This window comes from Primorskyibacter sedentarius (assembly GCF_004342065.1).
Lineage (GTDB): Bacteria > Pseudomonadota > Alphaproteobacteria > Rhodobacterales > Rhodobacteraceae > Primorskyibacter > Primorskyibacter sedentarius.
In genome coordinates this window covers 24,385-49,613 of sequence record NZ_SLZU01000002.1, presented here as the reverse complement: position 1 = coordinate 49,613, position 25,229 = coordinate 24,385, and the positions used below count along the sequence as shown (strand labels likewise).

The following is a 25,229-nucleotide window of genomic DNA, read 5'->3' as shown; positions in this document are numbered from 1 at the left end:
GTCAGCCCGCGAACAGGCTCGGGGCAGGGCGCAGGTAGCCGACTTCCACCCCCCGGCCATTGTGCAATTTCGGCGTCATGAAGCGGGCGACGTCCGGATGCGCTGCGTCCACGACGCCAAGCGAGACGAGCAACGCGGCAATCGCGCATTCTGAGGCGCGGGTCGCGCCGTCGGACGCTTTCAATGCGATGCCCATGCCGCGACCGGGCAGGATGGCGATAAACACACCCTCGGCCCCGGTCTTGACCACCAATGGTTCCTTGGCGGCACGCATCAATAGCGTGCAGGCCCGCCCCTTGCCCGCAACATGTTCGGGCCATGCGCGCATCGCCGCAGCAAGCCGGGCGGCGGCGCGGCTTTGCGTGTCATTCCGGCTGTGCGCAGTGGCAAAAAAGGACATGGCGCGCGCAAGGGCCTGCAGGCTGGTTGCGAAATTCGGGGCAGAGCATCCGTCAATCCCGAAACCGGGAGAGGTCATGCCGGTCACGTCTTCGAACGCCTCGCGACAGGCGCGCTGGACCGGGTGATCGGGGTCGACATATTCGGAACCGCCGCCAAGATGCTGGTTCAGTGTCAGGAACCCGGTGTGCTTGCCAGAGCAGTTGTGGTGGATCTGGCAGGGCGCCTGACTGTCTCGAATCATCTGGTGACGCAATTCCTTGTCGCGGCTTGGCTCTGTACCGCAGCGCAGATCGCCTTCGCCAAGACCCAGATCGGAAAGCCAGCTGTCGACCGCCTCGATATGCAGCGGCGCGCCTGAATGAGAGGCGCATGACAGCGCGAGGCGCATCTCGCTCAGCCCCTTCGCATCAGCGGCGCCAGAGGTCACCAGTGGCAGCGCCTGAAGCATCTTGGCCGAACTGCGCGGGAAGATCAGCACGCCCGGATCCCCATGCGCCTGAATGACCTGGCCGGTGTCGTCGGTGATGACGGCATGTCCCAGATGCAGGCTCTCCAGGAACGGGCCGCGCCAGACTTCGCAAATCGGTTGGGGCTGCGTCATCCATGATCTCCTTGCTCTCGGCGAATTTATGCCGTGGGGGTCTTTCGCCCATAGCGCATTTCAGGCTAAAATGCTTTTGTCGAGAAGGAAAACGAGTGCTTCCGCTAACAATCAAGGGCCGTGAAACGGTCGGGACACTTGAACGTAATTGAGGCTGAGTACAGCTGGAGGCTGGACATATGAAATCACGTTTTGCGCGATTGGCTGCCGGGGCTTTCATGGCACTGGCCGCTACGGGCGTTGCCGCGCAGGAAACAAGTACCAATCAGGTCAACGCGATCACTGACTGGAGCGTATTCGAGGGCACAGATCCGCGGGAATGCTGGGCGGTCACGACCTACAAGGAAAGCGTCAACACGAAGGGTGGCCGCGTCGTGGCGGTGACGCGTGGCGATATTCTGCTGATGGTATTCTACCGTCCCGGAGCGGACGTGCAGGGCCAGCTTGCCTTTACCGGCGGCTATCCTTTCGCGGGCGGATCGACGGTGAATGTCAATATTGGCGGGACGGAATTTGAGCTGTTCACCGAAGGTGAGTGGGCCTGGCCTGCCTCGCCGCAGGACGATGCCAAGATCGTGGCCGCGATGAAGCGCGGGACCGATGCCGTTCTGACAGCGCGGTCAGCACGTGGCACGCAGACCAAGGACACATTTTCGCTGCTGGGGTTCACCGCGGCAACCGAGGATGCGCAAAAGCGCTGCTCTAACTGACGCCACACACGCGCCAGGCGTGACATGAATACAGGCCTTTCCTTGCGGAGAGGCCTTTTCGCATTTGAGCCTTTGGCATTGGCCTGCGAATCCTATATGTACCCGCATCCACTCTCGAAGGACGAACCTGATGCCCGCCAGCGCGCCGATTACACAAGATGTCGCCACTATCCCTCGCAAGTTGCCGGAAGGGCCCGTGAATCTTGTCGGGCTGACGCGGGAAAATCTGCGTTCGGCACTGATAGAAGCGGGCACCCCGGAAAAGCAGGCCAAGATGCGCGCCGGGCAGATCTGGCAATGGATCTATCACTGGGGGGTGCGCGATTTCGACCAGATGACCAATCTGGCCAAGGATTACCGCGCGATGCTGGCCCGGACATTCGTGATCTCGCTGCCAGAGATCGTGACGCGTCAGGTGTCCTCGGACGGGACGCGCAAATACCTTGTGCGGATCGCGGGCGGCCACGAGGTGGAGGTCGTTTACATTCCCGAGACGGATCGCGGGACGCTGTGTATTTCCAGCCAGGTGGGTTGCACGCTGACCTGCTCTTTCTGCCACACCGGCACGCAAAAGCTGGTGCGCAATCTGACGGCGGCGGAAATCGTGGGGCAGATCATGCTGGCCCGTGACGATCTGGGCGAATGGCCGGAGCCGGGCACTGGCACTGGTGAAAACGGGCCGCGCCTTTTGTCCAATATCGTGCTGATGGGGATGGGAGAGCCGCTTTATAATTTCGACAACGTGCGCGACGCGATGAAGATCGCCATGGATGGTGAAGGTATTTCGCTCTCGCGCCGCCGCATCACCCTGTCGACAAGCGGGGTCGTGCCCGAGATCGCCAAGACGGCCGAAGAGATCGGCTGCCTTCTGGCGGTCAGCTTTCACGCGACCACCGACGAGGTGCGCGACAAGCTGGTGCCGATCAACAAGAAGTGGAACATCGAGGCGCTGCTGAACGCCCTTCGGGAATACCCGCGCCTGTCGAATTCGGAGCGTATCACCTTTGAATATGTGATGCTCAAGGATGTGAATGACAGCGATGAAGACGCGCAGCGGCTGATCAAGCTGATCGAGGGCATACCGGCCAAGATCAACCTGATCCCGTTCAATGAATGGCCCGGCGCGCCGTATCAGCGGTCTTCGAATAACCGGATCCATGCATTTGCCGATATCATCTACAAGGCCGGCTATGCCTCGCCCATCCGCACGCCGCGGGGCGAGGATATCATGGCAGCCTGTGGGCAGTTGAAATCGGCGACCGAACGGGCCCGCAAATCCCGCGCGCAGATCGCGCAGGAAACCGGCCTTTGATGCAGTGAATACGCTAAGGCGTCCGGCTGTCTGTGCCGGACGCGCTTTATCGCCGGGTGCCGTTCCGATCAGGCGAGCAGGTCGTAGACCTGACCGCCTATCTGCAGGTTGATTTCATCCTGTGCCGCGCCATCGATCAGAACCCAGAGTATCTGACCTGTCGGCCGGTAACTGACAAACGCCTCGGCCGCCGAAGCATCGGCCGCACCGGTATCGGCAAAGCGAACGAGGTAGTCCGAAGCCGAAGACCGCGCGATGCCGGTTCTCAGGACATCGCCCTCGGCGGAATCGTAATCTTGCACCCAGTCGGAGCCGTGGCCGCGCACGCCGACATGAAAGAACTGGTCCGCATCGCTGCCGCCAACCAGACGGTCAAACCCGAAGCCCCCGTTGATGAAATCCTTACCCTTTCCGCCAATGATGCGGTCTGAAAAGGACGATCCGGTCAGCACGTCATCCCCATTGCCGCCAAGGATGGTGTCCGCGCCGAAGCCGCCGGCGATCGTGTCATTGCCCGCGTCGCCTCGCAGCTCGTCATTGCCATGGCCGCCGTCAATGCGGTCGTTTCCGCCCCCACCATAGACGAGGTCGCGCTTGTCGTTTGACGTGTCTCCACCAAAGATGAAGTCGTCGCCCTGCGCACCAAAGATGGTATCCGCGCCGTCCCCGCCAAACAGCTCATCGGCAAAGCCCGATCCGCGTAGCCGGTCACTGCCCTGCCCCCCCTGCAACACCGTGTTGGCGCCGTTTGCGGCCAGGATGTCGTTGCCCTTGTTCCCGGCAAGCACTTCGTTGCCGTAATTGCCGATGATCGTGTCATCGCCGGCCAGTCCGGCGACAAAGCTGCTGGCGGCGTCTGTCACGATGCGATTGCTGGTTTGTCCGCCAATCGCGACGTCGATATGGACGTGGTCAAAGGCCACGCCGTCTACCAGATAGGTCTCGTCCGCATAGGGGTCGGACAGGTCCGCGATGAAATCCCCGGTGGCACGCAGGATCTGCGCATTGTTCGGTGCCAAGAGCGTGACATTGTCGATCCGCAGCCCGTTCAGCGTATCTGGGTCCAGATCCCCGTCCCCATCCAGAAGGGCGGGCAGCAGCTCGGTAAGCGAGGACGAACTCCCAAGGTCGGTCGGAAAGCGGCCGTTCACCTCTATCGTGAAGTCGTCGACCTTTACGGATACGACGTTTCTGCCAAGGCTGACCGAGACAATCTCGGAGCCGGACTGAGATACTGACATGCCGCTGACCTGATAGCCTGCAAGCGCGGCCTCGTATTCAGCGATTTCCGCGTTTGAAAGGAAATAGGGATCTGACAGTTCAACGATGGCAATCATCGCGGACAACACATCACCCAGACCGGTCGGGAAGGTGCCTGTTAGCTCCAGCTCGAGATCGTCATAACGCAGCTGCAGGGAGGATGCGGTGAGGCTCAGGCCGACGACTTCGGTACCCTGGTCTGTAAGCGTCAACCCTGTCAGCGTTCCCCTGGCGGTCCCGCTTTCCAACGCTCTGCCCAAAGCATCGACGGACGACGTGGGCGAAATGCCTCGCCCCAATAGGTTGACGGCATAACCGTCATTGCTGATCGAGATGCGGCTGGATGTCAGTCGCGTGACGCTGCCTCCGTCAAATGCTGCGTCGAAGGGAACGAGCGCGCTGCCGAAATCAAGCGACAAAGCGTCCAATCCGCTTAGGTCAAGCGCGTCGAAATAGTCCAGATTATGGCTGGAAAGATTGACCGTTATCGTCACCGTAAAACCCCTTGGAAAAAAGTCAGTCGCGCCGGACCATGCCTTCATGCGCGCTGCAACGCAACATGAACCGACCCGCAAGCCATAGAAAACGATCGCTGGGAATCGCTGTCGAAAGGCGCAGTCAGATCAGCCCGGAATGATCTCGAACCGGGTCACATCGACCATGCCACGATCCGTGATCTTCAACGCGGGGATGACCGGCAAGGCAAGGAAAGCCAGCTGCAGGAAGGGTTCTTCCAGTACAACGCCCAGCTCCTTCGCGGCGGCGCGCAGGTCAATCAGCCGGTCGCGGACTTCCTCGAAAGGGGACAGGCTCATCAGCCCCGCGACGGGAAGCGCGAGCTCTGCCAGCACCTTACCGTCGCAGGCGACGACGAATCCGCCCTCGATCTCTGCCAGCCGGTTCGATGCCAGCGCCATGTCGGCATAATCCGCGCCGACACAGGCGATATTGTGGTGATCGTGACAGACAGTCGAGGCGATAGCCCCTTTCTGCAGCCCAAAGCCCCGAACGAACCCGGTGGCGATATTGCCGTTCTTGCCGTGCCGTTCGACCACTGCGATGCGGATCAGGTCGCGCGACGTGTCGGGTGCCTTGTCGCCATCGATGATCGGGATGCCCTCTGTCAGGTGCTGCGTGATGATCTTGCCTTCTACGATGCCGATCACGTCGGTGGCTTCGCGGTTGCCGGTGCTGCGGAAGCTTGCAGGCGTCAACCTCGGCGCCTTGACAGAGTTGCGGCCGACGGGCGGCACCTCTTTGCGGGCATCAAAGGCGGCAGCATCAACCAGCACGCCGCCGCAGAAGACCGTCTGCGCGTGGCAATCCTCAAGGCTCTCCACTGCGACAATATCGGCGCGCTTACCCGGCGCGATCAGCCCGCGATCCTTCAGCCCGAATGCCTCGGCCGCCGAAAGCGATGCTGCCCGATAGGCGGCCAGCGGCGGCGTGCCCAGTGCGATCAGCGTCCGGATGATGTAATCAAGATGCCCGTGTTCTGCGATGTCCAGCGGATTGCGGTCATCCGTGCACAGGCACATGTAGGGGGCGGTACGCTCTGTCAGTACGGGTTGCAACGCGTGCAGATCCTTGGAGACGGAGCCTTCGCGGATAAGGACCCGCATCCCCTTTTGCAGCTTCTCGCGGGCCTCTGCGGCGGTGGTCGCCTCGTGTTCCGTGCTGATCCCTGCGGCGATATAGGCGTTCAGGTCGCGTCCCGACAGCTGGGGGCAGTGGCCGTCCACGTGGCCGCCCTCGAACAGGCGCAGCTTGGCCATGGCCTGCGGGTCGCAGTGAATGACGCCGGGATAGTTCATGAACTCTGCCAGCCCGATGCCGGACGGATGCCCCATTAGCGCCTTGAGGTCATCGGCAAGGATTTCCGCACCAGCGGTTTCCATATGCGTCGACGGCACGCAGGAGGACAGCTGCACGCGAATATCCATCACCGTATGTGCGCTGGCCTGCTGGAAATACCGGATGCCTTCCACGCCCACCACATTGGCAATCTCGTGCGGGTCACAGATGGCGGTGGTCACCCCGCGCGGGGCGACGCAACGGTCGAACTCAAAGGGCGTGATGCAGGAGCTTTCGATATGCAGATGCGTGTCGATGAAGCCGGGCACGAGGGTCAGCCCGGTGACGTCAATGACCTTGCGCCCGTCATAGCTGTCACAGGTGCCGATAATGGTGTCGCCCAGAATGGCAACGTCGCCGTCCAAAAGCTCGCCTGTCACAAGATCCAGAATCTTTCCTCCCCGCAAGACGATATCGGCGGGGTCATCGCCGCGTCCGGCGGCGATACGGGTCTCGAGATCTGCCATGATGGGGGCCTCCTGTCTGCTTCGCGACCAGCAGACCGGAAAGCGACAGGAGGGTCCAGAGGCAGGATGCGGTCAGATCGCTTTGTTCAGCGCGATTTCCAGCTTGTCGACCACTTCGGTGACCTGTTCGTCGGTCATGATGAAAGGGGGAGCGAGCAGGACATGGTCGCCCTTCACCCCGTCGATGGTGCCCCCCATCGGGTAGCAGGCCAGCCCCGCATCGAACGCTGCGGCCTTGACCTTTGCGTTCAGGCGCAGCGCCGGGTCGAACGGGGCCTTCGTTTCGCGGTCGGCCACCAGTTCCAGCCCGCGGAACAGGCCGCGCCCCCGGATATCGCCGACATGCGGGTGTTGCCCGAACCGGTCTTCCAGGGCCGCCTGTAATTTCTCGCCCATCACGGCGCAGGCGCTGACGAGACCGTCATCAACAAGGCGCGACAGAACGGCATTGCCCACGGCGGCGGCGGTGGCGTGGCCGATATAGGTGTGCCCGTGCTGAAAAAAGCCCGACCCGGAGGCGATGGCGTCGTAAATCGCACTGGTGCACAGCATCGCACCGATGGGTTGATAGCCCGCGCCCAGACCCTTCGCGATTGTCATGATGTCAGGCGCGATGCCGTCCTGTTCGCAGGCAAACAGCGTGCCGGTCCGACCCATGCCGCACATCACCTCGTCAAGGATCAGCAACACGCCGTATTGGTCACAAATCTCGCGGATACGCCTGAAGTAGCCCTCGACTGCGGGCACGGCGCCCATGGTCGCGCCGACAACCGGCTCTGCGACGAAGGCCATCACCGTCTCCGGGCCAAGGCGCAGGATCTCAGTCTCCAGTTCGTTCGCGACACGCTGACCGTAGTCAAAGCTGCTTTCGCCGTCTTCGCAGCCGCGATATTCGTAGCAGGGCGCGATATGGGTGCTGTCGATCAGGATCGGCTTGAAAGGCTCCCTCCGCCAGGCATTTCCGCCGATGGCCAGCGCCCCCAGCGTATTGCCGTGATAGCTTTGCCGTCTGGCAATGACGCGCGACCGCTGCGGCTGCCCGGTTTCGACAAAGAACTGGCGCGCGAGTTTCAGCGCAGCTTCCATCGCTTCGGATCCGCCGGACACGAAATAAACCCTGTCCAGTTCCCCCGGCGCCAGATCGATCAGCCGGTCGGCAAGCTGCTCTGCCGGGTCCGACGTGAAAAAGCTGGTATGCGCAAAGGCGATTCGGTCCAGCTGCGCCTTTGCGGCGGCAATGACCTCCTGATCGCCATGACCCAGACAGGAAACTGCGGCACCGCCAGAGCCATCGAAATAGCTTTTTCCTGAACGGTCGATCAGACAGCACCCCTGACCGTCTACAACGGTGGGCAGTTTGGACTTCGAATGGCGGGGAAAGACATGAGACACTTTGGTTTTCCGGGATGTTGATGCGAAATCTTCGCGAAGCAGAAGCAGACCAAACACGGCAATGCCGCCGCAGCGGCACCCGTTCAGCAAACGCGAATCAGAGCGCGTTCGCGACGGGGTGCCCGTGATAGTACATTCGTTTCAATCGTTGACAAAGAACGAAACACTTGCGTAGCGTTCGCCCTGTGGGGGGGCTTCAATGCCAGAAGGTCCGGGTTTGACCCGAAGGATATCGACGAACTACGCCCTGCTTTCTGCGAAACTGCGGGAGGCGGCGGATTATGTCGTCGGCAACCCGTTCGAGGTTGCCACGCGGTCCTTGCGGCAGGTGTCGGCGGTCAGCGGGATCAGCCCTTCGACCTATTCCCGGCTCGCGCGGGCTTTGCAGTTTGAAAATTACGAAGACATGCGCGAATCCGCCCGCCGGTTGATGGGCAACCAGATGCCCAGCTTTGCCGAGAAGGCGGGCAAGCTGCGCGAGGATGGCTGCGAAAGCCTGTTCGAAAGGCATCTGGAAGCATGCGAAGCCAATTGCGCGCAGATGCGGGTTGATACGGATCGGGCGGCCTTGGCTTCGGCGGTGAAGGCGCTGGGTCAGGCGCGGCGCGTGACCGTCTTTGGGGCCCTCGCCTCGGCCGGGATCACCGAATACCTGTGTTACCTGGTGAACTACTTTGACAGCCGGTGGACCCTGGCCGGGCGACAGGGCAGTGCCTTGGGCCCGTTGCTAAGCGCGCTGACCGCGGAAGATGTGCTTTTGGTGGTGACGAAGACGCCATATGTGCGCCGCGCCGTCATCGCGGCCGAAATGGCACGAAACCGTGGGGCGCAGTCCATCGTCTTGACTGACAGTCACGTATGTCCGGCGTTGACCTTTGCAACCCATGCGTTCATCGTTCCGACAAACAGTCCTAATTACTTCTCCTCCTATGTCGCGACGCTTGCGTTGTTGGAGGCGATGATTGCGATGCTGGTGGCCAATAGCGACTGTGACGTTGCCGCCATCGTGAAGGACGTAGAAATGCAAAACCGAAACTTGGGAGAGTTCTGGTCGAGCTGAAGAAAACTTGATCCACTGTAAGGGAGTAAATCTATGTTTAACAAATTGGGACTGGGTGCTGCTGTGCTTGTCGCCGGGGTCGCAATGTCCCCCGCCGCCATGGCGCAGGACTTCATCACCATCGGCACCGGTGGTGTCACGGGTGTGTATTACCCGACCGGCGGCGCGATCTGCCGTCTTGTCAACAAGGGCCGCAAGGAACACGGCATCCGCTGTTCCGTGGAATCCACGGGCGGTTCTGTCTACAACGTGAACACCATTCGCGCGGGCGAGCTGGAATTCGGCGTTGCGCAGTCGGACATCCAGTACAACGCCTTCGAAGGCGTGGAGCAGTTCGACGGTGAAGCGTTCGAAGGTCTGCGCTCGGTCTTTTCGATCCACCCGGAACCCTTCACCGTTGTGGCGCGTGCCGATGCAGGCATCACGTCCTTCGAGGATCTCAAGGGCAAGCGCGTGAATATCGGCAACCCCGGTTCCGGTCAGCGCGCAACGATGGAAGTTCTGCTCGAAGCCATGGGTTGGAGCACGGATGACTTCGCACTCGCGACAGAGCTGAAAGCGGCTGAACAGTCAGCAGCGCTTTGTGACAACCAGATCGACGCGATGGTCTACACGGTCGGTCACCCGTCCGGTTCGATCCAGGAAGCCACCACAGCGTGTGATTCCGTGCTGGTGAATGTAACTGGCGAGGCGGTCGACAAGCTTGTCGCGGATTTCCCGTTCTACCGTACGGCGACGATCCCCGGCGGCATGTATCGCGGTTCCGATGAGGACGTATCGACCTTCGGTGTCGGTGCGACCCTCGTCACGTCGGCCGACGTGTCCGAGGACGCCGTCCATGCGCTGACCGCTGCGGTCTTCGATAACTTCGACGACTTCAAGCAACTGCACCCTGCCTTCGCCAACCTCACGAAAGAAGAGATGGCGAATGACGGTCTGTCCGCCCCGCTGCATCCGGGGGCCGAGAAGTACTACAAAGAGGCCGGCCTGATCGAATGATCGGCTGACCGCTGCGGGGGGCCATCGTGCCCCCCGCTTCCGTTAAAAAGTTTGCATTTGATGACAGAAGGGGCTGAGGGATGGCCGAAGACAAGAATCGCGCTTTATCGGAAGAAGAGCTACAGGATCTCGTAGCATCCTCCGACGCCGGCGCACGTAGTCCGGAAGGGGCCATTGCCCTGTTCATGGCAGCGGTCGCATTGATCTGGTCGATTTTCCAAGTCCTGCTGGCGTCGCCGATTTCAAACCTTGTTCTGCCCGGCGACATCATCAACAACTCGCGCCAGATCCACCTCGCCTTCGCTATCTTCCTGGCCTTCATGGCCTATCCCGCGCTGAAATCGAGCCCGCGCAGCTATATCCCGATCCAGGATTGGGCGATGGGCGTCTTCGGAGCGTTTCTCGCGCTCTACGGCTATTTTTTCTACGACAAGATCGTCTCTTCGGGCGGGTTGGCTGACAATACGGACAAGTGGTTTGCACTGGCCGGTTTGATCATCCTGTTCGAAGGTGCGCGCCGCGCGCTTGGCCCGGCAATGGCGATCATCGCCACGATCTTTTTGCTTTACGTCTTCTTCGGCTCTTCTGCGGCCGTGCCGGAAGTCATCCGTTGGAAAGGCGCCTCGCTGCAAAAGGCGATGAGCCACATGTGGATAACATCCGAGGGTGTCTTCGGCATCGCGCTTGGTGTGTCGACCAAGTTCGTCTTCCTCTTCGTGCTGTTCGGCGCGCTCTTGGACAAGGCGGGCGCGGGCAACTATTTCATCAAGATGGCCTTCGGCGCGCTTGGCCACCTGCGCGGCGGTCCGGCCAAGGCGGCGGTTGTTGGCTCTGCCGCGACCGGCCTGATCTCTGGCTCTTCCATCGCGAACGTGGTCACCACGGGGACATTCACCATTCCGCTGATGAAGCGAGTGGGCTTTTCATCCGAAAAGGCCGGCGCGGTCGAGGTTGCCTCCTCGGTCAATGGCCAGATCATGCCACCGGTCATGGGGGCCGCGGCCTTCCTGATGGTTGAATATGTCGGCATCTCCTATGTCGAGGTGATCACCCACGCCTTCCTGCCTGCCGTGATCTCCTACATCGCGCTTGTCTATATCGTTCACCTTGAAGCGGTGAAGCTGAACATGCCGACGCTGGGCGACCGCGTCGTCAGCATGGGCAAGACGATCGGCGGCATGGCGGCCTTCTTCGTCGGCTTCGCAGCTCTTTGCTATGGCACGAAATACCCGGTGGCGCTTATTACCTCGATGGTGCCGGATGGCGCGGGCTGGATACTCGCTGTTCTGACCTTCGCGGTTTATGTGGCGTTGCTGTATCTCGCCGCTCAGGTGCCGGATCTCGAGCCTGATGACCCCAATTCCGAAGATGTGACCCTGCCTGTGGTGGGCGATATCTACAAATCGGGTCTGTACTACCTTCTGCCGATCATCGTGCTGGTCTACTTCCTGATGATCGAACAGAAATCACCGGGTCTGTCCGCGTTCTGGGCGTCCTTCCTGCTCTTCGGTATCCTTCTGACGCAGCGGCCTCTCAAGGCGATGTTCCGCGGCGAAAGCGAAGTGGCCAACGCATTCAAGCAGGGTGTGCAGGATCTGATCAGCGGTATGATCGACGGTGCGCGCAACATGATCGGCATCGGTCTGGCCACAGCAACGGCGGGCGTGATCGTCGGCACCGTGACGCTGACCGGTGTGGGGCAGGTCATGGCCGACCTTGTCGAATTCCTGTCGGGCGGCAACCTGATCCTGATGCTGGTGATGGTTGGTATCCTCAGCCTGATCCTGGGCATGGGCCTGCCAACCACGGCCAACTACATCGTTGTCAGTTCTCTGATGGCGGGGGTTGTCGTGGAACTGGGCGCGCAATCGGGGCTGATCGTTCCGCTCATCGCGGTCCACCTCTTCGTGTTCTACTTCGGGATCATGGCGGATGTGACGCCACCTGTTGGTCTTGCCAGTTTTGCCGCCGCGGCGGTGTCTGGCGGGGACGCGATCCGCACCGGCTTCATCGCCTTCTTCTACAGCCTGCGAACAGTGGCGCTGCCCTTCATGTTCATCTTCAACACCGATCTTCTGCTGATCGATGTGGGAATGGTGCAGGGTATCATCATCTTCATTGTCGCGACCATCGCCATTCTGGTGTTCACCGCTGGCACAATGGGCTGGTTCATCACCCGCTCGCGCATCTGGGAGAGCGTCGCACTGGTCCTGATCGCCTTCGTACTGTTCCGTCCCGGCATTGTGCTTGACCGGTTCCAGCCGCCCTATTCCGATTTCGGGGCCGCGCAGCTTGAACAGGTCATGGACGAGGCAGAAGTTGGCGATGTCGCAAGGGTGCGTGTTTCGGGGCCGGACTTCTTGACCGGTGAAGCTGCTGAAACCACCCTTGTTCTCGATATCGACAGCGAAGGAACCGGTGCAGAGCGACTTGAAGCGCAAGGCCTGATCCTGACGCAGGAAGATGGCCGGAGCCTTCTGGACGAGCCGTTCCCCGGAACGCCATTCTTCGAAGTGCTGGGCGATTTTGACTTCTACGGCGATGAGCCTGTCGAGATCACCCAGGTCCGTGTCCCTGCAGACCAATGGCCGAAAGAGCTGGTCTTTATCCCGGCACTTCTCGCGCTTGGCCTGATCGGCTTCCTGCAATACGCGCGCAGTGGTCGTGAAACAGAAGGAGCAATCGCATGAGCAAGTCTGTTCTTTGCGCCGTCGACATCAACGAACCCAAGCAAGAGGCAAAGGTGCTGTCGCGTGCGTCGCAACTGGCCGCTCTTGATGGTGCCACTTTGGACGTGGTGACGGTTGTGCCGGATTTTGGCAGCAGCATGGTGGCCGGTTTTTTCGAGGCACATCACCATGAAAAGGCGGTGAAGCATGTCAGCGACGAATTGCACAAGTTCGTCGCGGATACGCTGGGCGCGCAAAACGCGAAAAACGTCCGGCATATTGTCACGACCGGCAAGGCCTACGAGGAAATCCTGAAGGTCGCGAAGGAAACCGATCCGGAGCTGATCGTGCTGGGGGCCCATAAACCGGACCTGAAAGACTATCTCCTAGGCCCGAATGCGGCGCGGGTTGTCCGTTTCGCCAAAGCTTCGGTGTTCGTCGTCCGTTAGGGTCGACCTTGCCAGAGGAGGCGAGGGCGTTAGCCTTTCGCCTTCTCGCCCAATGCCCGGAATTGGCTGACCGTCATCGTGGTTGACAGCATTTCAGGGTCGGTGACCACTTCAATCACCGCAGGCAGGCCAGAGGCGAGCGCGCGTTCAAAGGCTGCGCCAAACTCTTCGGTTTTCTCCACCCGCTCACCATGGCCGCCATAGGCCTTTGCCAGTGCCGCAAAGTCGGGATTGGCCATTTCCGTGCCGGACACGCGGCCCGGATAGGTCTTTTCCTGATGCATGCGGATCGTGCCGTAGCGCCCATTGTTGACGACAACAGTGATAACAGCAGCGCCATGTTGCACGGCCGTGGACATTTCGTTCAGCGTCATCTGGAAACAACCATCGCCCGCCATGCACACCACCACCCGGTCAGGATGTTCCAGCTTGGCCGCAGTCGCCGCCGGGAACCCGTATCCCATGGAGCCGGAGGTCGGGGCGACCTGACTGTCATGCTGCCGGAACTGGTAGTAGCGGTGGATGAAGGCCGCGTAATTTCCCGCGCCATTTGTGATGATCGCGTCGTCCGGCAATGTGTCTGACAGCCAGCGCATCACGCGTTCCAGCTTCACCTCTCCCGGCGTTTCGGTCGGCTCGCGCCAGCTTTCGTAATCGGCGCGCGCAGAGGCCGTCCAGTCGGGCCATCCCTGGCTTCCCGGAAGTTCGGCAAGCACGTCCAATGCCGCAGGCGCCGTGCAGGTCAGCGATCCGTCAACGCCATAGACGGCGCCGATTTCGTCAGGGTCGGGCAGGACGTGCAGGATGGTCTTGTCCGGCCTGGAAGGGTCGACCAGCGTGTAACCCGCCGTTTCGATATCGCCGAACCGGGTGCCAAGCAGCAACAGGCAATCTGCGTCGCGCAGGCGCTGTACCAGTTTCGGGTTGGCCCCGACGCCAAGGTCCCCGGCATAGCAGGCGTGGCGGTTGTCGAGATGCCCCTGCCTGCGGAAACTGACGGCTACGGGGATCTGCTGGGTTTCGGCAAATCTGGCTAGGTTTCGGGCAGCATCGGCGCTCCAACATGGGCCACCAGCAACGACCAGCGGACGTTCCGCCTGGTGCAAACGGTCAAGAAGGGCCTGTGCATCGTCCGGCGAGGGTCGAGAAGGACTGGCGCCCCTGCCGCTGAAATCCGGCACGTCGGCTTTGGCCGAAAGCATGTCTTCGGGCAGCGCCAGAACAACCGGGCCCGGACGGCCCGACGATGCCACGCGGAATGCCTTGGCGACGTATTCGGGAATGCGGGCGGTGTCCTCGATCTCTGCCACCCATTTCGCAAGCGGGCCAAACATGGCGCGGTAGTCCACTTCCTGAAATGCTTCGCGATCGCGGTGGCCGCGTGCGATCTGACCGACAAACAGCACCATCGGCGTGCTGTCCTGCCGCGCGACGTGGACGCCTGCGCTGGCATTGGTCGCACCCGGGCCGCGGGTTACGAAGGCAACGCCCGGACGTCCGGTCAGCTTTCCATGAGCTTCCGCCATCATCGCGGCGCCGCCTTCCTGGCGGCAGACGATGTTGGAGATGCCGCTGTCATGCAGCCCGTCCAGCGCGGCAAGGAAGCTTTCGCCCGGGACGGAAAACACGCGGATGACGCCCAGCGCGACCAGTTGATCGACAAGTATTTGTCCGCCGTGCCGTGTCATCTGTCGCCCCTTACGTTAACCCTTTGCGTGACACTGCGTCAGCGCAGCAACAAGCGCAAGTCGAGACCGGCCTTGCGCGAAGAGCTGGCGGGGCTACGTTCAATCCACATGACATCAGAGGATTGACATGACTGAATTGACCTTGCTGGGTATCTCCGGTTCCTTACGTGCAGCATCGACAAATACGAAACTTGTGCATGAAGCCGCACGGTATTTCGAAGACGCCCAATTCATGATGGGCGATCTGCGATTGCCGCTGTTTGACCAAGACATACAGGACGGCCCCGGCATCCCGTCAGAGGTTCAACTGCTTGCCGACCAGATCGCCTTTGCCGACGCCGTCGTGATTTCTACGCCGGAATACAACAAGGCCATCTCGGGCGTGCTTAAGAATGCGCTGGATTGGGTCAGCCGTACCGAAGGCAACCCCTGGCTGGACAAGCCCGTCGCGGTGATGTCGTCAGCTGCAGGGCGCGCGGGTGGAGAGCGGTCGCAATGGGTGCTGCGATTGTGCCTCAACCCCTTCCGGCCGCATGTGCTACCGGGGCCGGAAATGCACTTGGCGAGGCCGACAAGCGAGTTCGACGAGGCCGACAGGTTACCTAACGAGCAATATCAGAAAGTTCTGAAGGAGCTTATGGGGAATTTGCGCAGCGAAGCTTTGCGTCGGAAAAGCTAAGCCGCTGCGGCGAAGGGGCCGCGAGGACGCGGCCCGGTCTCCTCAATAGCCTGTTCCACGCAGCACAACGCCCACCGTACGCAGCAAGACTTTCACATCAGTCGTGAAAGACAGCCGATGCAGGTAATCCGTGTCAAACGCGGCGCGCTCGGAAAAGCCGGATTTGTTGCGGGCAGAGATTTGCCAGAAACCAGTGATGCCGGGGCGCAGAGCGTAATATGCCGTTCCCGGATACATGCCGCGCTGACAAGGCATCATCGGACGCGGACCAACCATGGACATGTCGCCCATCAGCACATTCCAAAGCTGCGGCAACTCGTCCAGCGACGTCTTGCGGATGATCCGACCGATGCGGGTGATGCGCGGATCGTAGCGCAGCTTCTGGCTATGGTTCCACTCCGCCTTCGCCTCGGGGTTCTGTTGAAGGTAAGAGGCCAACGCCGCGTCGGCATGGGGCACCATGCTGCGCAACTTCCACATCCGGAAGCGCTTGCCGTTACGACCTATGCGTTCCTGAAAATAGAACGGGTTACCGCCATCAAGCATGATGAGCGGAACCAGAACGATCATGATCGCCAGCAGCGGAATGAACGCAATGATTGCCAGAGCGACGTCCAAGAAACGCTTGCCAAACCCGGAATAAGCCAGGCCAAGCCCGGACGTCAGAGCAACATCAGCTTCGCGCTCTGCGCTAGGCGTCATGTTTGTCATATGTAAAGTCACTAAACCGTCCCCTTTGAAGGCGGAAAATCAGCACATGAAATGAAACGTCCAGACATCATCAGTCATCGCCAACAGGCCGGTTTTCCCGGTCTCGCGCGGCGATGTCACCCCAAAGCCAAAGATTGGGTATCCGGTTCTTCTGGACCTGGAACCTTGTGGTGATGTCGGGCGGTACAAAACTGAGCCTCACTCATTACTGTCACCGTCAACCTTCCCCAAAGCTTCCTGCGACATTTACTCGAAAGTTACTTAAACTTTAACTGTCTCATCGGGTTATGCCCTTCCGGCGTGTTTGCGTCAACTGGCGGCCGTTCAAACATCTTTAGGTTGATTTGAGCGGCTGCCATGCGACATTTTCCACAGCTGACCTAAGTTTTTGCGCGGGTAGATTTCAGGGGAAAAGTCGACGAATTATGCCCGTTGTGCGGCTGGATTTTGGCCGAAACCTGGCTTCGTTCACACTGCCTGAAAATCGGGAATGTTGCCTTTCTGCGTTTGGATGGTACGCGACGCCGGTGCAACCGCCTTATTTATATGAATTTAGCTGGGCTTTCGATCTTTGCGCGACGTGCAATCAAAGGCATAGATGGGGAAATGGTGGCCTGAGTGGGCTCGACGACCTTTTGCCTCAGATCGCGCGAAGACTGCCCTGTCCCGGACCGCCAAAGTTCTACGCAAGGGTGATTGCGCTCTTGGTCCTGGCGGATGCTGGCATGGCGAAACACAAGGCATTGTTACAATATGTTTCAGATTTTGTCGGGATTTGTGTCAATCCGTGATGATTTTTCCGAATCGCTGACACTGTTCAGGCCATGCGTTTTCGCGCATTAGCGTCAGTCGGACTCTTCTTGGCATCAGTCACGGTGCTTGCCCGCAGTTGCAAGCGTCTCTTCGAGAGTTTACCTGACAGGCAACAGACCAAGGAAGGGAAGCTCCGTGGCGAACACTCTTTACCAGGGCGACTTGCCCGATGATCTAGATCTTGGACCCGTTGTCGCGATTGACTGCGAAACGATGGGCCTGCATCCGCATCGTGACAGGCTTTGCGTTGTCCAGCTTTCGGGGGGCGACGGGAATGCGCATCTGGTGCAGGTTGCCAAGGGTCAGGATGCTGCGCCGAACCTGTGCCGACTTCTGGAAGATCCGGATGTGCTCAAGCTGTTCCACTTTGGCCGTTTCGACATTGCAGCAATGTACAATGCTTTCGGGGCGCTGACGGCACCGGTTTACTGCACCAAGATCGCGTCGAAACTCGTGCGCACCTATACGGACCGCCACGGGCTGAAGAACCTTCTGCAGGAATTGCTAAGCATCGACATTTCAAAGCAGCAGCAATCCAGCGATTGGGGCGCTGCTGAGCTGACCCGCGCCCAGGTTGAATATGCCGCGTCGGATGTTCTTTACCTTCACCGGTTGCGCGAGGCGCTTGATGAAATGCTGGCCCGTGAAGGGCGCACCGAGATGGCGCAGGCTTGCTTTGACTTTTTGCCAATGCGGGCCAGGCTGGACCTCGCGGGTTGGCCTGAAATCGACATTTTCTCTCACTAGGCGGATCCGGGAATGGTGCGTTCAGCAGGCATATATTCGCACGTCATCTCGTGGCTGAAGATCCTGCTGCCGCTGGCCGCGCTCGGGCTGTTGTCGACGGTCTTCCTGCTGTCCACCGATCTTGAAACCAGCACCGAACTGCCCTTCAGTGACGCGGAACTGGCCGACCGGGCCAAGTCCCAGCAAGTGACCGCTCCCTATTTTTCCGGCACCACGAATAACGGCGCAAGCCTGACCATCTCTGCCACTTCGGGTCGGCCGGACCCGACGGAGGCAGGACGGGCCTTCGCAAATGACGTCACCGCCCGGATGAAAATGAAGGACGAAAGCCAGATCATGCTGACGGCGGATGATGCCACGATCAGCGATCTTGACGACACCGCAGTTCTGACCGGAGATGTGCTGATCGAAAGCTCTACTGGTTATGTCATGCGGACCGCCGGGCTGGTCTCGTCCCTCAGTCGGATCGAGGCGGAGAGCACCGGGCCGGTGCAGGCCGACGGGCCCGCCGGCACGATCAATGCCGGGCGCATGCGGATCGAGACGATCGAAAACGGCGAGGATGTTCGTTTACTGTTCACCGATGGCGTAAAACTGGTATACGAACCGCAAAACTAGAAAGTCTGCCCAATGTTGCCGATCCGTACCGCGCTGTTGTCGCTCGTCTTGATTCTGCCCCTGCCGCTTTATGCCCAAGGGGCGAATGTCGCGTTTGGTGCCTCCCGTCAGGACAGTTCCGGACCGGTGGAAGTTACCGCTGACAACCTGTCGATCAACCAATCTGACGGGACTGCGCTTTACACTGGCAACGTGGTCATCGGGCAAGGCGAGATGCGCCTGGCTGCACCGCGTGTGCTTGTCGTGTTCACCGAAGACAACAGCAAGATTGATCGGCTTGAAGCGACCGGCGGTGTTACCTTGGTGAGCGGCGAGGATGCTGCCGAGGCGCAGCGGGCAGATTACAACATCGAAGGCGGCGTCATCGAGATGTCCGGCAACGTGCTTTTGACGCAAGGCGCCAGCGCTGTCACGTCCGAGCGTATGGTCGTCGATCTGGATGCTGGGACCGCACAGATGAGCGGGCGGGTGAAAACGCTTCTTCAGAACGGCGACCAGTGATGGCACCGCCGGAACTGACCGTGACGGAGGGCGACAGCGGCCTGACCGTCGAACACCTGCGCAAGAGCTATCGCAAAAGGGTGGTGATCCGCGACGTCAGCATGACGTTGCAGCGCGGGGAGGTTGTTGGCCTGTTGGGTCCCAACGGGTCCGGCAAGACGACGACATTTTACGCCATTGCCGGTCTGGTCAGCCCCGAGGGCGGGCAGGTCAAGATCGATGGGCGCGACGTGACTTACCTGCCAATGTACCGACGGGCGAAGCTGGGTATCGGATATCTGCCTCAAGAGATGTCGATCTTCCGTGGATTGTCGGTCGAAGACAACATCGCCGCCATTCTGGATATCAGCCAGTCGGACCATCACAAACAACGCGAGCGGCTGGAAGAGTTGCTGAGCGAGTTTTCCATCGAACATCTGCGCCGTGCCCCTGCGCTGGCGCTATCGGGGGGCGAGCGGCGCCGGGTGGAGATTGCTCGCTGTCTTGCGGCGGATCCGAAATACCTCTTGCTGGACGAACCTTTTGCGGGCGTCGATCCGATCTCTGTCAACGAGATCCGGCATCTGGTGGCCGACCTCAAGAAAAGGGGCATCGGCGTGCTGATCACGGATCACAACGTCCGCGAGACGCTGGAGATCGTTGACCGGGCCTATATCCTGCATGACGGGACTGTCCTTATGTCCGGCACGCCCGAAGAGGTCGTCCAGAACGAAAATGTGCGCCGCGTCTACCTGGGCGACAACTTCAAGATCTCCTGACCTAGGGGCAGCCGGCCGAAGACGGCGCAATTTTGTACGAATTTCTGCGTTTCGCGGCCGGATTCGATTGACAGTGGGCCTGCGTCTCGCCTCAAATGGGTGTCATGACAGCACTGCGATCGACCACCGTGCGCCGCATCCCGGACTCTCCGATGGAGGGCCAACGCTCTTTCGCAATGATGTCTTTTTCCCCGCTTCGGACCTGACGCATTGCGGATTTCCCAGTGCGCCCATGCCCGAAGTGTCAGATAAGAAGGATCTCAGGATGCTCTACCAGATCACAGGCAAACACATCGATGTCGGCGAAGCCCTGCAAACGCATGTAAAGGACGAACTGGGCTCAGTCGTTCAGAAATATGCGGAACGGCCCACCGACGCGAATGTCATCTTTTCCAAGAGCGCCCATGAATTTGTCTGCGAGGTGACTGTGCACCTTTCGACTGGCCTGACCGCGACTGCGAAGGCTTATGCCACTGAAATATATTCCTCTTTCGATAGCTGCGCCGAGAAAATGGAAAAGCAGCTGCGTCGCTACAAACGCCGCCTGAAGGATCACCACAAGGACCGGACGGAACCCGTTGAACTTTTCGGGGCAGCCTCGTATATCCTCGCCAGCGATTCCGAGTCGGAAGAGTCGGAGACGGACACGTTGCAGCCGATCATCGTGGCGGAGATGGAGACCAAGATCCCATCCCTGACCGTTGGTGAAGCGGTGATGCAGATGGAACTTGCCGGCGCGCCGGTCCTCGTGTTCCGGAACGAAAAAAAGGACGGGGTGAACGTGGTGTACCGCCGCGATGACGGTAACATCGGTTGGATCGACCCTTAATCGACCACGAGGCAGCACGCCGCAAGGCTGTGAACGACTCGCCCAGAAAACAGGCATGTGATGAACTTTCTGAAGCTTTTGAAACCGGAAGCGGTCAAGGTTGTTGGCGCAGTTTCCAGCAAGAAACGACTGATGCATGACCTGGCTGATCTGGCCGAAACTGCCTATGGCATCAGCGCCCCGGCCGCGGTTGAGGCGCTGATGGAACGCGAAAGCCTCGGGCCCACAGGTGTGGGCCACGGGGTGGCTCTGCCCCATGCCCGCATTCCCGAGCTGTCGGATGTGGTCGGCGCGTTCATCCTGTTGGAAAAGCCGATCAATTTCGAATCCGTTGATCGCCAGCCCGTGGATGTTGTCTTTGGTCTTTTCGCGCCCGAAGATGCGGGCGTTGAACATCTCAAGGCGCTTGCACTGGTTTCCCGGACTTTGCGGGAATCGTCGATCTGCGCAAAACTGCGCGCCAATCCGGACACGGCGACGCTTTACAGCATCCTGACTGAGGGCGAGACCGCCGCCGTCGCCTGACCCGCCGCGTTTCAGAAGAGGCTTACTCCGCCGCGTCCAATTCTTGGTGCGCGGCGCGGCGTTGAATCAGGGCTGCCAATCCTCGAACCCGAAACTCAGGTAATCGCGATGATAGGCATCGCGTGCCAGCGCCTCCAGCTCGGCGTCGTATATTTCCTCCAGGGTAAACGGTGCGTCGGCGTGCGCAACCAGCGGGTCGGGCGGTGCGCCATGATCGACCTGCATAGCCAGCGCTGGCAGGTATGCGGCCATCTCCTCTTCGCGCACGATCATGTCGGGCAGGGCGAAGGCGCACATGTCTTGCAGGCACTGTGACTGGCTGGCCCAATGCGCATCGACCCTTATCGCAGTCTGTCCGTTCAGGTTGGCCTTGATAAACTTCAGGAAGGCGGCAAATCCGGCCTTGTGCTGGGCGACGTCATAGCTTGAATGCGTCGGATCATCCGGCAGGTCGAGCCCATGTGCGCGTTGCAGGGTCTGCCGGATCCTCGCGAAACTTCCCGCGCCACGCGAGACGATCTTCGTACAATACGCGGAATGGGCGCGTGCCAACGGGTGCCGGATGACTGTGAAGCAGCGATGCCCGGGATGCGCCTGCATCCATTTCCGCAGGCTGTTCTGCGAAAATCGGGTTTGCAAGTCACGCTCATTGCCCGCGTCCAGCTCTGCCATCCAGTCCAGAACCTGTTGTTCGGGACCTGACCGTACCGGCATGTACAGAAGGGCGCTTTGTGGGGCCGCAACGTAGCTGGGGACTTGCGGACCCCTCCGCGGTTCAAAATTCGGCGTACGGGTCAGGTTAAACCTGTCCAGCCGGGCAAGCGCCGTCTCCATCTCTGGGAAATTGGCGACCTTCTCGGATAGAGGTTCGGGGTTCTGACGCTTCAGCTTCTTGTTCAGACTGTCCAGACGGGCGGGCACGTCAAGCCACGTGGCCATACCGTTCATGACGTCGATGTCGTGCAGATCTTCGTAGCCGATGTAAAAACCCGTCTGTCCGGAGGTCTGCAGCGCATTCAGAAGACGAATTTGAAACGCCTGCAGCTGTGCCAAATGGTTTTCGAATTCTGCGGCGTCGAACCACGCGAGACTGTCCTTCCTGCGCTCCACATTGGTCAGTTTCCACTGGCCGGTGGCTTTCGCAATCTTCCAGCTGGCATAGCTTTCTGCCGGATTACGCGTCAGGATGATCTTGGCACAGCGCGGATCATTCAGGATCAGGTCAAGCGCGCCGGGGTGATGATCGTGAAAGAAGCGAAAGCCCCCCAATCCCGGGGTCTGGTCGCGGATCGCCCCGATCAGCAGTTCTGGGTCACGGTCGCGTTGCGTCTGGGTGACGCCCAGAACGTCCTTTGAATTCGGATAACCGATAAAGTTCGGATTGAACGCCTCGCCGTGACAGGTGATCCCGTCAAGTTCGTTGAGATTGGCCTCCAGAAAGTTGGAGCCGGTGCGCATTTCAGCGAACACCACGAAATAGTCAAAACGTGAGGACATCTGTCAGCGCACCAAATATGGCTTCTGGGCAACCGCCGGGTCATCGATCAGGGCGGCTTCGCTGCAGAAATCCCCCATCAGATAGGGCTGCACGCCTTGGTTATTGAGGTTTTGCAGAAACTGACCAAAGCCCGTCAGATCAACCATGCGCGGGGCCTCTGCCAATCGTCGTGCGGGATTTTGGCACATTTCATCAATGATGGGCTGCATCAACCCGATCGGTGATTCGATAAATTCCGACAGTGTCCAGATCCTGATCCGGGCGTTCGCCTTGGACGATCGCAAGACAGCCAGATGTTCGGCCTCGATCTTCTGTAGCCGCGTGACTTGCTTGCGGATCTCAGAGAAATTCAGGTTCGACCGGAAAAGGGGGATCGCCCAGGCCCCGCTGATAACGGAAATCTGCGCGTTCGGGTCATGGGCGATGGTCTTGCTGATCCGCTGATTGTCGGCAGGACCGAATTGAAAGCACTGCCGTTCGCCCCTCGTGTTCCATATGAGGTTGGTCAGAAAGGCTCGGGGATTGGCATCACGCAGGGCGGCGCTGTCGGTCAGGGCCCCTTCGACGATCGTTTTGCCCCCCGCAAATTCGACACGATCCGGGCCGAAGAGATGCCCGTGCGGCTTGGTGCCGGTCGCATTGAACAGCCAGTCGTCGAAATCCTGAAAGAGATCGGCAAAACCTTCGAACACCGAATATTTCGCGGCCGTGCCGGCGTTTCCATACCCACCCCGCGGAAAGCGGCTTTGCATATACAGGCCCGGACGACCTTTGATCCTGCGCTGGGTGGCCTTGTAGAACAGCCGGTCAACCTTGTTCAGGTCTGGCTCTGTCGTGTTCAGAGCATCGGCAGAATCGGACAAGAAAGACTCGTACAGCCTGTCTGCACGCGGCCAGATCTTGCGGGCGACGAAGCATTCGGACCGTTTGAGAAGACGCAAATGATCGTCGTAGAAGATATGCGGCCTGCCTTGAAAGTCGAATTTCGACAGTGTCAGCGAACGGCTTTCCAGCTTGACCGAGTAGCGCCGTGCGAGCGTCTGAAAGTAGCTCTCATCCGGGATCCAGACCCGCCGGAAATACCTGTCATACGTTTTGCGGGCCGGATCCTGAAGGATGGCCGAAAGCGTTTGCCGAGTCAGACACCACCATTGGCTGCCCAGATGCGGGGAGAGGCCGTCAGGAATGCGCCTTCGGAAATTAATTCGGCGTTGAAAGTCGACATATTTATCGAAGATGTAGCGGTGCTTTCGCCAGGAAAACGGAAATCTTAGCGTGAACCTTTCGTGGTCCAGCCCACCAACCGGCCAGAGCACCGTCGCCAGGCTGGCACTTTCGATGAAGTCGGTCTGGGGATGGTCGTCGAGATACGCAACGAGCTCTGCCACCGGGCGCAGGGGCAGGCAGGCTCCGGACGCGAGGTAGACGTGCCTGACATGCTTGAAACGATCCAGCATGATTTCGCTCGCGCCCTGTGTCGCGGCGACAATGCCCCAACTGCCCCATTCACAACGATAACGGGGCGCAAAACTGAGGTCAGAGACGTCGGAGAGATCGGATGCGAACCTGTCAAATTCCGACCGCGGCACGGCCTTGTCGACATGGATCACGACCGGGCAGCCCGCACGGGACCAATGACGCGCCACCTGCGCGGCCCGGTCAAGCGCGGTATGTACCAGCATCACAATGCCGACGGTCACGTCCAATTTCCTTTCGACATGAGGCCCAGAATTTCCAACTGTCGCCAATTTATGTACTTTTCCGAGAACTTACACCAAAGGTCGGGGTTATGGCGCAGGGCATCGGTATAGGCGATATACTCTTTTGATCCCGAATAATGTTGCCTGCGGCTCAACTCTTCCTCTGCCTTGTCGGGGAAGGTGTCCAGAAATTTCGTGTGCATCAGGACGCCGCTGGCCTTTTCGCCGCCGCCCTGATCGTAAACATTGTTCAACCCGCGCGGCAAAAGCATATGCGTCGAGCTGACATAGGCATAGCGCCGTTTCCACCGAACAAGTGGCACCTTGTTGAGCGCGGGGGCTTTTTCGGGCTCATCCGCAAAAAAGACCCGCGACCTTGGCCCCCCCTGTATCCAGAGGTTCCAGAATTTGGGGTTGCGGCTGATAGTATAGTTGCCCGCGTCGAACCAGGATGCGATCTCCAGCGGGTTTTGGCCTGGTCTGTAGCGCTGCGCATCCAGCCGCCCTTTGGGATACATGTCCAGCAGCATCGCGCCGAACGATCGGATAGACGAGTTGTCCAGCCAATCCGTCAGCGCCTGGATCGGCCGCGAGTCGCAGAAGGGGTACAGGAACAGCTCGTCCGGATCGACGACCAGCGTCCAGTGACCGTCGCCATACTTGCTTTGCAGCCAGTTCAGCCAATCGACGCCGAAGCGCGCATCGCGGTAGCTGTCCTTGGTCGTCCAGAGCGAAATGTCCGACTGCTGTTGCAGGTATTCACGCGTGCCATCCGTGCTGTCATTGTCGACGATCAGGAAATGGTCGATGCCAAGGTCGCGATAATACTGCAGGAAATGGGGCAGGCGGACCAGTTCGTTGCGCATCGTGGAAAACAGAAGGATCTGGCCCGGTTGGATGGCGCGGGTTCGGTTCGCAACAGAGCGCAGGCCAAGGCTCTTGCGCCGGGCGCGAACCTGGTACCTCTTGCGCTCAAGGCGCAGCTTG

Annotated in this window: 22 protein-coding genes; 13 read left to right on the top strand and 9 right to left on the bottom strand. The window is 59.9% G+C overall.

Annotated features, from left to right (window positions below):
• Nucleotide 1 precedes the first annotated feature (1 nt).
• The gene (locus EDD52_RS04085) at nt 2-1,003 is read right to left on the bottom strand and encodes an asparaginase (protein ID WP_132242139.1); all 1,002 of its coding nucleotides are present in this window, start codon (nt 1,001-1,003) and stop codon (nt 2-4) included.
• Between the two features lie 179 nt (nt 1,004-1,182).
• On the opposite strand from EDD52_RS04085, the gene EDD52_RS04080 reads away from it, so the two are divergent.
• Both EDD52_RS04080 and rlmN read left to right on the top strand, forming a co-directional pair.
• A complete protein-coding gene (locus EDD52_RS04080) occupies nt 1,183-1,713 on the top strand; it encodes an invasion associated locus B family protein (protein WP_207905966.1) in 531 nt (176 codons plus the stop codon).
• A 130-nt stretch (nt 1,714-1,843) separates the two neighbouring features.
• Nucleotides 1,844-3,025: a dual-specificity RNA methyltransferase RlmN gene (gene rlmN, locus EDD52_RS04075; RefSeq protein WP_132242137.1), complete on the top strand. Its 1,182-nt coding sequence runs from the start codon at nt 1,844-1,846 to the stop codon at nt 3,023-3,025.
• Between the two features lie 68 nt (nt 3,026-3,093).
• Here the strand turns inward: rlmN and EDD52_RS04070 are convergent, their stop codons facing one another.
• From EDD52_RS04070 to EDD52_RS04060, 3 genes are all read right to left on the bottom strand, one after another.
• On the bottom strand, nt 3,094-4,779 hold the full coding sequence (locus EDD52_RS04070; protein WP_243651832.1) for a calcium-binding protein: 1,686 nt from the start codon (nt 4,777-4,779) through the stop codon (nt 3,094-3,096).
• 129 nt (nt 4,780-4,908) lie between these two features.
• Nucleotides 4,909-6,606 (bottom strand): adenine deaminase, encoded by a 1,698-nt coding sequence (gene ade, locus EDD52_RS04065; protein WP_132242133.1) that lies wholly within the window; start codon nt 6,604-6,606, stop codon nt 4,909-4,911.
• A 72-nt stretch (nt 6,607-6,678) separates the two neighbouring features.
• Nucleotides 6,679-7,998: an aspartate aminotransferase family protein gene (locus EDD52_RS04060; protein WP_132242131.1), complete on the bottom strand. Its 1,320-nt coding sequence runs from the start codon at nt 7,996-7,998 to the stop codon at nt 6,679-6,681.
• A 217-nt stretch (nt 7,999-8,215) separates the two neighbouring features.
• On the opposite strand from EDD52_RS04060, the gene EDD52_RS04055 reads away from it, so the two are divergent.
• From EDD52_RS04055 to EDD52_RS04040, 4 genes are all read left to right on the top strand, one after another.
• Nucleotides 8,216-9,058 (top strand): MurR/RpiR family transcriptional regulator, encoded by an 843-nt coding sequence (locus tag EDD52_RS04055; protein WP_165907453.1) that lies wholly within the window; start codon nt 8,216-8,218, stop codon nt 9,056-9,058.
• Between the two features lie 33 nt (nt 9,059-9,091).
• Nucleotides 9,092-10,057, top strand: coding sequence for a TAXI family TRAP transporter solute-binding subunit (locus EDD52_RS04050; RefSeq protein WP_132242127.1), 966 nt, complete (start codon nt 9,092-9,094; stop codon nt 10,055-10,057).
• 80 nt (nt 10,058-10,137) lie between these two features.
• Entirely contained in the window at nt 10,138-12,747 is a 2,610-nt protein-coding gene (locus EDD52_RS04045) for a TRAP transporter permease (protein WP_132242125.1), read from the top strand.
• Nucleotides 12,744-13,175, top strand: coding sequence for a universal stress protein (locus EDD52_RS04040; RefSeq protein ID WP_132242123.1), 432 nt, complete (start codon nt 12,744-12,746; stop codon nt 13,173-13,175). Before EDD52_RS04045 ends, EDD52_RS04040 begins: the two co-directional genes overlap by 4 nt.
• A gap of 29 nt (nt 13,176-13,204) precedes the next feature.
• Here the strand turns inward: EDD52_RS04040 and EDD52_RS04035 are convergent, their stop codons facing one another.
• Nucleotides 13,205-14,863: a thiamine pyrophosphate-binding protein gene (locus EDD52_RS04035; protein ID WP_132242121.1), complete on the bottom strand. Its 1,659-nt coding sequence runs from the start codon at nt 14,861-14,863 to the stop codon at nt 13,205-13,207.
• A gap of 127 nt (nt 14,864-14,990) precedes the next feature.
• Here EDD52_RS04035 and EDD52_RS04030 point away from each other — a divergent pair, with 127 nt between their 5' ends.
• Nucleotides 14,991-15,542: an NADPH-dependent FMN reductase gene (locus EDD52_RS04030; RefSeq protein ID WP_132242119.1), complete on the top strand. Its 552-nt coding sequence runs from the start codon at nt 14,991-14,993 to the stop codon at nt 15,540-15,542.
• Between the two features lie 42 nt (nt 15,543-15,584).
• Here EDD52_RS04030 and EDD52_RS04025 read toward each other — a convergent pair whose 3' ends face one another.
• Nucleotides 15,585-16,244, bottom strand: coding sequence for a sugar transferase (locus EDD52_RS04025; RefSeq protein WP_243651831.1), 660 nt, complete (start codon nt 16,242-16,244; stop codon nt 15,585-15,587).
• 957 nt (nt 16,245-17,201) lie between these two features.
• On the opposite strand from EDD52_RS04025, the gene EDD52_RS04020 reads away from it, so the two are divergent.
• From EDD52_RS04020 to EDD52_RS03995, 6 genes are all read left to right on the top strand, one after another.
• Complete coding sequence (locus EDD52_RS04020; RefSeq protein ID WP_132242115.1) at nt 17,202-17,813, top strand: ribonuclease D; 612 nt, start codon at nt 17,202-17,204, stop codon at nt 17,811-17,813.
• Between the two features lie 12 nt (nt 17,814-17,825).
• On the top strand, nt 17,826-18,431 hold the full coding sequence (lptC, locus tag EDD52_RS04015; RefSeq protein WP_132242113.1) for an LPS export ABC transporter periplasmic protein LptC: 606 nt from the start codon (nt 17,826-17,828) through the stop codon (nt 18,429-18,431).
• A 12-nt stretch (nt 18,432-18,443) separates the two neighbouring features.
• The gene (locus EDD52_RS04010; RefSeq protein ID WP_132242111.1) at nt 18,444-18,932 is read left to right on the top strand and encodes an LptA/OstA family protein; all 489 of its coding nucleotides are present in this window, start codon (nt 18,444-18,446) and stop codon (nt 18,930-18,932) included.
• Nucleotides 18,932-19,690 (top strand): LPS export ABC transporter ATP-binding protein, encoded by a 759-nt coding sequence (lptB, locus tag EDD52_RS04005; RefSeq protein ID WP_132242109.1) that lies wholly within the window; start codon nt 18,932-18,934, stop codon nt 19,688-19,690. The genes EDD52_RS04010 and lptB overlap by 1 nt, the downstream gene beginning before the upstream one ends.
• 265 nt (nt 19,691-19,955) lie before the next feature.
• Nucleotides 19,956-20,519, top strand: a complete 564-nt coding sequence (hpf, locus tag EDD52_RS04000; protein ID WP_132242107.1) for a ribosome hibernation-promoting factor, HPF/YfiA family — start codon at nt 19,956-19,958, stop codon at nt 20,517-20,519.
• 60 nt (nt 20,520-20,579) lie between these two features.
• Nucleotides 20,580-21,044, top strand: a complete 465-nt coding sequence (locus EDD52_RS03995; protein WP_132242105.1) for a PTS sugar transporter subunit IIA — start codon at nt 20,580-20,582, stop codon at nt 21,042-21,044.
• Nucleotides 21,045-21,110: 66 nt separating this feature from the next.
• Here the strand turns inward: EDD52_RS03995 and EDD52_RS03990 are convergent, their stop codons facing one another.
• From EDD52_RS03990 to EDD52_RS03980, 3 genes are read right to left on the bottom strand one after another with little or no spacing between them, the layout of a single operon-like run.
• Nucleotides 21,111-22,541 (bottom strand): sulfotransferase family 2 domain-containing protein, encoded by a 1,431-nt coding sequence (locus tag EDD52_RS03990; RefSeq protein ID WP_132242103.1) that lies wholly within the window; start codon nt 22,539-22,541, stop codon nt 21,111-21,113.
• A 3-nt stretch (nt 22,542-22,544) separates the two neighbouring features.
• Nucleotides 22,545-24,242: a DUF5927 domain-containing protein gene (locus tag EDD52_RS03985; RefSeq protein WP_132242101.1), complete on the bottom strand. Its 1,698-nt coding sequence runs from the start codon at nt 24,240-24,242 to the stop codon at nt 22,545-22,547.
• Nucleotides 24,239-25,225 (bottom strand): glycosyltransferase family 2 protein, encoded by a 987-nt coding sequence (locus tag EDD52_RS03980; protein ID WP_132242928.1) that lies wholly within the window; start codon nt 25,223-25,225, stop codon nt 24,239-24,241. The genes EDD52_RS03985 and EDD52_RS03980 overlap by 4 nt, the downstream gene beginning before the upstream one ends.
• Between the last annotated feature and the right edge of the window lie 4 nt (nt 25,226-25,229).